The 6419-nt window shown below is 42.4% G+C and carries 6 protein-coding genes and 1 pseudogene; 4 read left to right on the top strand and 3 right to left on the bottom strand.

Going from position 1 to position 6419, the window contains the following annotated elements; genetic code table 11:
* A partial coding sequence (locus GA0116948_RS13830; protein WP_170876082.1) for an RHS repeat-associated core domain-containing protein occupies positions 1-1251 on the top strand: 1251 nt, incomplete at its 5' end.
* A gap of 10 nt (positions 1252-1261) precedes the next feature.
* On the top strand, positions 1262-1780 hold the full coding sequence (locus GA0116948_RS13825; protein WP_089713237.1) for a hypothetical protein: 519 nt from the start codon (positions 1262-1264) through the stop codon (positions 1778-1780).
* Positions 1781-1798: 18 nt separating this feature from the next.
* On the opposite strand, the pseudogene GA0116948_RS21885 reads toward GA0116948_RS13825, so the two are convergent.
* Both GA0116948_RS21885 and GA0116948_RS13815 read right to left on the bottom strand, forming a co-directional pair.
* A pseudogene (locus GA0116948_RS21885) lies at positions 1799-2515 on the bottom strand (transposase).
* Positions 2516-2580: 65 nt separating this feature from the next.
* The gene (locus GA0116948_RS13815; RefSeq protein WP_089713235.1) at positions 2581-3111 is read right to left on the bottom strand and encodes an O-acetyl-ADP-ribose deacetylase; all 531 of its coding nucleotides are present in this window, start codon (positions 3109-3111) and stop codon (positions 2581-2583) included.
* Between the two features lie 536 nt (positions 3112-3647).
* On the opposite strand from GA0116948_RS13815, the gene GA0116948_RS13810 reads away from it, so the two are divergent.
* Positions 3648-4190, top strand: a complete 543-nt coding sequence (locus GA0116948_RS13810; RefSeq protein ID WP_089713233.1) for a hypothetical protein — start codon at positions 3648-3650, stop codon at positions 4188-4190.
* A 169-nt stretch (positions 4191-4359) separates the two neighbouring features.
* Here the strand turns inward: GA0116948_RS13810 and GA0116948_RS13805 are convergent, their stop codons facing one another.
* Positions 4360-5172: a 2,3,4,5-tetrahydropyridine-2,6-dicarboxylate N-succinyltransferase gene (locus GA0116948_RS13805; RefSeq protein ID WP_089713231.1), complete on the bottom strand. Its 813-nt coding sequence runs from the start codon at positions 5170-5172 to the stop codon at positions 4360-4362.
* A gap of 32 nt (positions 5173-5204) precedes the next feature.
* On the opposite strand from GA0116948_RS13805, the gene GA0116948_RS13800 reads away from it, so the two are divergent.
* Complete coding sequence (locus GA0116948_RS13800) at positions 5205-6413, top strand: glycosyltransferase family 4 protein (RefSeq protein WP_240619209.1); 1209 nt, start codon at positions 5205-5207, stop codon at positions 6411-6413.
* The last annotated feature ends 6 nt before the right edge of the window (positions 6414-6419 follow it).

The following is a 6419-nucleotide window of genomic DNA, read 5'->3' as shown; positions in this document are numbered from 1 at the left end:
ACGGGCAATGTGATGAGCATTTACACCCGTGGTGATAATAGCGTGAATACGGGTCATCTTACCCAAATAGAAACAGATATCTACGGCAGTAGCCGGCTGGGTATTGATGAAATTAAGAAAGACATGGAGGAAGCAGGAACAACGGACAATGGGGTGCTGTTTAATTTCCAACGTGGGGAGAAGGTGTATGAGCTGGGGAATCATTTGGGGAATGTGTTATCGACCATTGGCGATGCTAAGCTGCCAGGGAGTAGTAATGGAAATGAAGTAGTAGACTATACGCCAAAGGTGCAAAGTGCAGGGGATTATTATCCGTTTGGTATGCAGGAACCGGGACGGACGTTTAGTAATATGGGGTACCGGTATGGGTTTAATGGGAAGGAAAATGATAATGAGGTGAAGGGGGAGGGCGATCAGCAGGATTATGGATTTAGAATTTATGACCCGAGATTAGTAAGGTTCTTAAGTGAGGATCCTATAACCCAAAAATATCCAGAGCTAACTCCTTATCAATTTGCAAGCAATAGCCCTATCGCAGGAGTTGACGAAGATGGTTTAGAGTGGGCTTATTATGATAAAGATAATAAACAAGTAAACATTAATAATTCTACCACTAAAGAAGATAAATTGAAAATTTCTGGTGTTAGGTGGTCTGGTTATGATGTTGATGCCAAGGGTAATAAAACAGCCAAAGCAGGGACAGTTGCTACAGCATTTACATTTGGTAAAGAAGGTGTAACTGTCAGTTATCTTAACAGTAAAGGTGAGGGCGTTCAAGGCTGGGTTGGTTATAAAGACTTAAGCACTGGAAATAAAAATACAGATACGAAGATTGGCACTTTACATCCACTCGTCCAAAATGATATGAAATCTTTTGTATTAATGTCAAAAATTAGATTTGGGATTGATTTAAGAGTTACCGACGGGTTTAGGACTGTAGAACAACAAGACAAACTATATGCTCAAGGAAGAACAACAAAAGGGAATATTGTTACTAAAGCAAGAGGCGGGTTTAGCAACCATAATTTTGGTTTAGCAGTTGATGTGGTTCCATATGAAAATGGGAATCTAAATTGGAATACAAAATATTATCCTCTTATTGGTCTTATTGGAGAAGGCAGGGGATTGGAATGGGGGCATAGGTGGAAAAAAATTGATGATAAGCCACATTTCCAAAATTTACAAGGACAAACATTAAAGCAACTTAGAGCATTACCTAAAAATGAAAAAGGATTGCCAATTATCCAATAGCAAAATAAGTATGAAAATTAAAGTTTCTGTAATCTTTGCGATATTTTACTGTTCGTGTACACAGAACAATAAACAAGTTCAAAACACTAAGCCAACGCATGTAATATTAGATACGTTGGAAGAAAAATTAAAGATTAATAGCGCCCCCAATATTTTATCAAATGATACAACTATCGTTTTTTCTATTGATGGTTTAAGCTCTGAAGGTAGCGAGGTAAAAGCACATTATATTGATGGTAGAATAAGTGATGCTAAATGGGATATTTTTGGAGAAACCGGGCAATCTATAATCCTTTATTCGTTCTTGAAAAATGGTACAGTGAAAGCTTTCGAAAAGAATTATACTTATAAAACTGACTTAACGGAAGTAAAGTCGGAAAAGGACATGCACTTAAAGAATTCTTTACAATATGTTCTTGATACAAGCGGTAAACTCCTTTCTAAAATTAATAATAAGGATTTTGTTGATGTATTTACAGACTTTAAAAAAACAGTACCTTTTCGCTTATCATACGGGAGTGTAAAATAAACTGTGTCATTTAATAATTCAGTGATAATCTGATCTCGTTGGGAAGTGATATTTTTTCTGATGATGCTGGGTTATATTCTGTTGCTGCAAAAAATGTCGCTTTCTAACGAGCTTCAGCAGGGCCATATCCAAGGTAAAAGCTCCCTTTGTTTTAGTTACTTTGCGAACCTGGCGATGGAAGCCTTCAATAGTATTGGTGGTGTAGATCAACTTGCGGATAGCTGCCGAATACTGAAAATAGGTCGTTAGTTTTTCCCAGTTGCGCCTCAAGGAATCAAGCACTACGGGATATTTCTTACCCCAATTCTTCCAGCTGATGGGCTGCCTCGTCTTTGGTGACGGCTTGGTAAGATGTGGGCCGAGATATCACGCAAACTCATGCCATGCCCACGAAGCCCGATTATCTTGCTTTCCTGGCTTTCTGCTAAAATAGTCTCTCTCTTTTTGACAATTTGTGGCTCAAAACTAGCTGATCGGTCTCGGGGTGCATCCAGATCAATAGTGCCATCAGCCGTCTTAAGTTTTTTGGAGGTCTTACCGTTCCTACGGTTACCTGCAGCACGCTCTTCCTCAGTGAGATGACTTTCGAGTTCGCCCTCCATAGCCGCTTCCAAGATGTCTTTTAATAACGGTGCAAACGCGCCATCTTTACCAAAGAGGAACTTCCCCGAACGGAATTGTTCGAGCATCTTTTTCTTAAATAGACTCGTAGTCAAATTTTTCTTTCATGTCCATAAAATAAACTGTTTGAAGATCCTAATTTTTAATCTTTGACACAGTTTGTTTTACAGGCTCAGAGTCTACTTAAAATCGATGTTCTCGCTTTTTAAAAGCTCATTGTAAATATTATAGTTTTCAATATCGAAGCATACAAAGATTATTTGTTTGATTAAATCTGAGGTTGTTTGGAAATCCGTAACGGTTTTAAAAGCGATCTTTGCAGCCTGATATTTTGGAAAGCGATAAATGCCCGTACTAATATTGGGGAAAGATATTGTTTGTACGTTATGGTCAGCTGCCAATTTAAGGCTATTGCTGTAAGCTAAAGAAAGCAACATATCTTCATTATTATTGCCATTATTCCAAACAGGCCCGACAGTATGAATAACAAACTTTGCAGGAAGTTTTCCTGCAGTAGTTATAACAGCTTCGCCTACTTTGCAACCACCTTGTTTACTTCGGATTTTTTTACAATCCTCAAGTATCGCCCCACCGCCAGCTTTATGAATTGCACCATCAACACCACTACCGCCAAGTAAAGATGTATTTGCTGCGTTTACAATGGCATCAACTTTTATTTTGGTAATGTCGCCTTTTATAACTTCAATCATTACTTATTTATTAGAATGCGTTTTGCTACTAAATGAAAAATTGATTTTGATAATAAATGGTTTTAGTTGTTTTAAATAATAAATATGTAAGTTCAGATGATAAGTGTAACAGGTGAGTTTCACCCCCTTTCGGAGCCCCCCCCCAAAAAAAAAGGGGGATGAAACTGAAAACCTAATTTTGTGTTACGATGACAAGAAAGTATTTCCAGCTCACCTTGGAGCAAAGATATTCCTATTTGAGATAATAACGGCTGCCCGTTACATTCCTAGCCTTACACAAGTTTAATACGTTTTAGTTCTCGCACCCCAACCATCTTAACTATTGGGGGCTTATGGCTCATTTTTTCTATCCACAATTTATTTCAGCCGCACAATTTGGTTTGTGTTTTTAATTTACTAATCAGGGTGACATCGAATCATTATTTCCAAAATGTACTAGAAAAGATATTAACGGAATATTTTTTTGTGTAAATTTTCTTTAGTTTGCGTATTGGCAGTTATTAATCATTGATAAGCAGTAAAATTACCATTTCATAATGAGCGACCATAGTATTTCCATTGTTCCTAAAATATCCAGTTACCCAGAAAAGATATTTAAAGCACAAACCATCCTAACTTGGTTGGTGTCTGAGAACATCGTGAAGCCGGAGCTTTCTGACTGCGTTTTAAGTATTGATAGTGGCTATGCTGTATCTGAAGGTGCAAGGCTTATCACAGCATATCCGGACCAACTACCATTTGACTTGATTACAAATGGACTGGAAGTTATTACGGAAAGAAGGGTTTTCTATACAGGAGAAAATGGTATGGAGGAGTGTATTTGTCCACACTGTAAGGAGAATATAGCACAGGAAAACTGGCGTTTTTTAAACAACTGGTACAAACAGCTCAGTGATGAACTAATATGTCCTTTATGCAATGTAGGGACGGAGATTCACCAATTTCGCTTTGAGCCTGAATGGGGTTTTAGCGACTTAGGGTTTACATTTTGGAACTGGCCGTTATTAAAAGAGTCTTTTATTGCTTCCTTCAAAGAAAAATTAGGTAGTGATATTTCTATCGTTTATACACACATTTAATACGATCAGGAAAGTATTCAGAAAAACGTTATAGATAAAGCGTATTGTAAAGCTGGTATATGTATTTATATCGCTATCGATATTAATAATAAATGAAAGGAGGCCATAACCTTCCACAAAAAAGCCGGCCTCGCATCCGCAAGGCCGGCTTTCTCAAAATCGTATCCATTTACACGGCCACGTTAAATTCGCGTAGCGTGTCGTTCAAACTCGTCTTCAAGTCGGTGGAAGCTTTGCGTTGACCAATGATCAGCGCGCAGGGTACCTGGTATTCCCCGGCGGGAAACTTCTTCGTATAAGAACCGGGTATTACCACACTCCGCGAAGGCACGCGGCCTTTATATTCTACGGGTTCGCTGCCGGTTACGTCGATGATCTTGGTAGATTTGGTCAGCACCACATTGGCACCCAATACCGCTTCTTTTTCCACGATCACACCTTCCACCACAATGCAGCGGGAGCCTACGAATACCCCATCTTCAATAATCACCGGGTTGGCCTGTAGGGGTTCCAGCACACCGCCAATACCTACGCCGCCGCTCAGGTGTACATGCTTGCCTATCTGGGCGCAGGAGCCTACCGTAGCCCAGGTATCCACCATGGTACCTTCATCTACATAAGCGCCGATGTTCACATAAGACGGCATCAGAATGCTACCGGGGGCAATGTAAGCGCCATACCGGGCCACGGCGGAGGGTACTACGCGTACGCCCTGGTCTTTGTAATTATTCTTCAGCTTCATTTTATCGTAGAACTCCAGCGGGCCGGCGTTCATCGTTTCCATGGTTCGGATAGAAAAATACATAAGGATAGCTTGCTTTACCCATTCATTGACGATCCAGCCATTTTCAGTAGGTTCTGCTACGCGCATCTTGCCAGTGTCCAAACAGCTCAGCACATTTTTTACGGCATCACTGTATTCTGTATCTTGCAGTAGATTGCGGTCGTTCCAGGCCGCCTGTATTTTGTCCTTTGTGTCCATTTACATTGTATTTTGTACAAACTTACAGTGTATTGTTGAAAAATAAACAGGCAATTGTGTCCCGGGCCACTCTTTTCCAGGTGAGCCGGAACGGCAATTTCCATACTTTCTACATGAACATTGCATTCGACGCCAAGCGCGCTTTTCAGAACAATACTGGTTTAGGCAACTACAGCCGCACCCTTATCCGCTCGCTGGCCGCGGATTTTCCGCAGCACCAGTACTTTCTGTTTGCCCCGAAACCTACCACCATGTTCCCGGTTTCGGCTTTTTCTAACATCCACACCGTATTGCCCACCCGTTTTCTGCACCGCAAACTGCGCGCTTTGTGGCGCAGCAAATGGGTAACGCCGGAGCTGGCGCAGCGTGGCATGGACCTTTACCATGGCCTGAGTCATGAAGTACCCTTCGGCATTCACAACAGTGGCGTAAAGAGTGTAGTCACCATGCACGATCTCATCTTTGAGCGCTTTCCCGGGCAATACAATCCCATCGACGTATTCACCTACCGCCGTAAAGCGCGGTACGCAGCCCATGCGGCAGACCGGGTCATTGCCATCAGCGAACAAACCAAGGCAGACCTGGTGCAGTTTTACAACGTACACCCCGGGAAGATAACCGTATGTTATCAAAGCTGCGACCCATCTTTCGAAGGGTTGCATACGGCGTCCAGCATTGCGGCATTTCGTGCGGCCTATCATTTGCCGGAAAAATATTTACTGAGTGTAGGCTCCGTCATTGAGCGGAAAAACCTGCTGGCAGTGGTGCAGGCCCTGCGCCAGTCAGGGGCGGCACTGCCTTTGGTGGTGCTGGGTAACGGGGATGGATATATGAAAAAAGTTAAGGCCTGGATAGCGCGGGAGGGCATGGAAAAACAGGTGATCTGGCTCAATGAGCAGGGCCGTATGAAAGGGGAGGAGCTGCCCTTATTATACCAGGGCGCCACGGCGTTGCTCTACGTATCTTTGTTCGAAGGTTTTGGCATTCCTATCCTGGAGGCCTTGTGGAGCGGCACGCCGGTTATCACCTCCCAGGGCTCGTGTTTTGCAGAAACGGCGGGCAATGCTGCCCTTTACGTTGATCCCCTTTCCGTAGAGGCCATTGCCGGTGCCATCCGCACCATCACTACAGATGAAGCGCTGGCGGCAGATTTGCGCGAAAAGGGGTTTATACACGCCCGCCATTTCACCCCAGAAAAATGTGCCGCCGCCGTCATGGAAGTTTATCGTTCACTATTTTAATATAAC

It is taken from the genome of Chitinophaga costaii (genome assembly GCF_900094705.1).
In the GTDB taxonomy this organism is placed as follows: Bacteria; Bacteroidota; Bacteroidia; order Chitinophagales; family Chitinophagaceae; genus Chitinophaga; species Chitinophaga costaii.
This window is presented reverse-complemented; position numbering and strand designations above follow the sequence as displayed.

What these genes read in the sequence shown, in the direction of transcription:
- GA0116948_RS13825 (WP_089713237.1), top strand. Translation starts at nt 1,262, where the DNA reads ATGAAAATTAAAGTTTCTGTAATCTTTGCGATATTTTACTGTTCGTGT.
- GA0116948_RS13815 (WP_089713235.1), bottom strand. Translation starts at nt 3,111, where the DNA reads ATGATTGAAGTTATAAAAGGCGACATTACCAAAATAAAAGTTGATGCC.
- GA0116948_RS13810 (WP_089713233.1), top strand. Translation starts at nt 3,648, where the DNA reads ATGAGCGACCATAGTATTTCCATTGTTCCTAAAATATCCAGTTACCCA.
- GA0116948_RS13805 (WP_089713231.1), bottom strand. Translation starts at nt 5,172, where the DNA reads ATGGACACAAAGGACAAAATACAGGCGGCCTGGAACGACCGCAATCTA.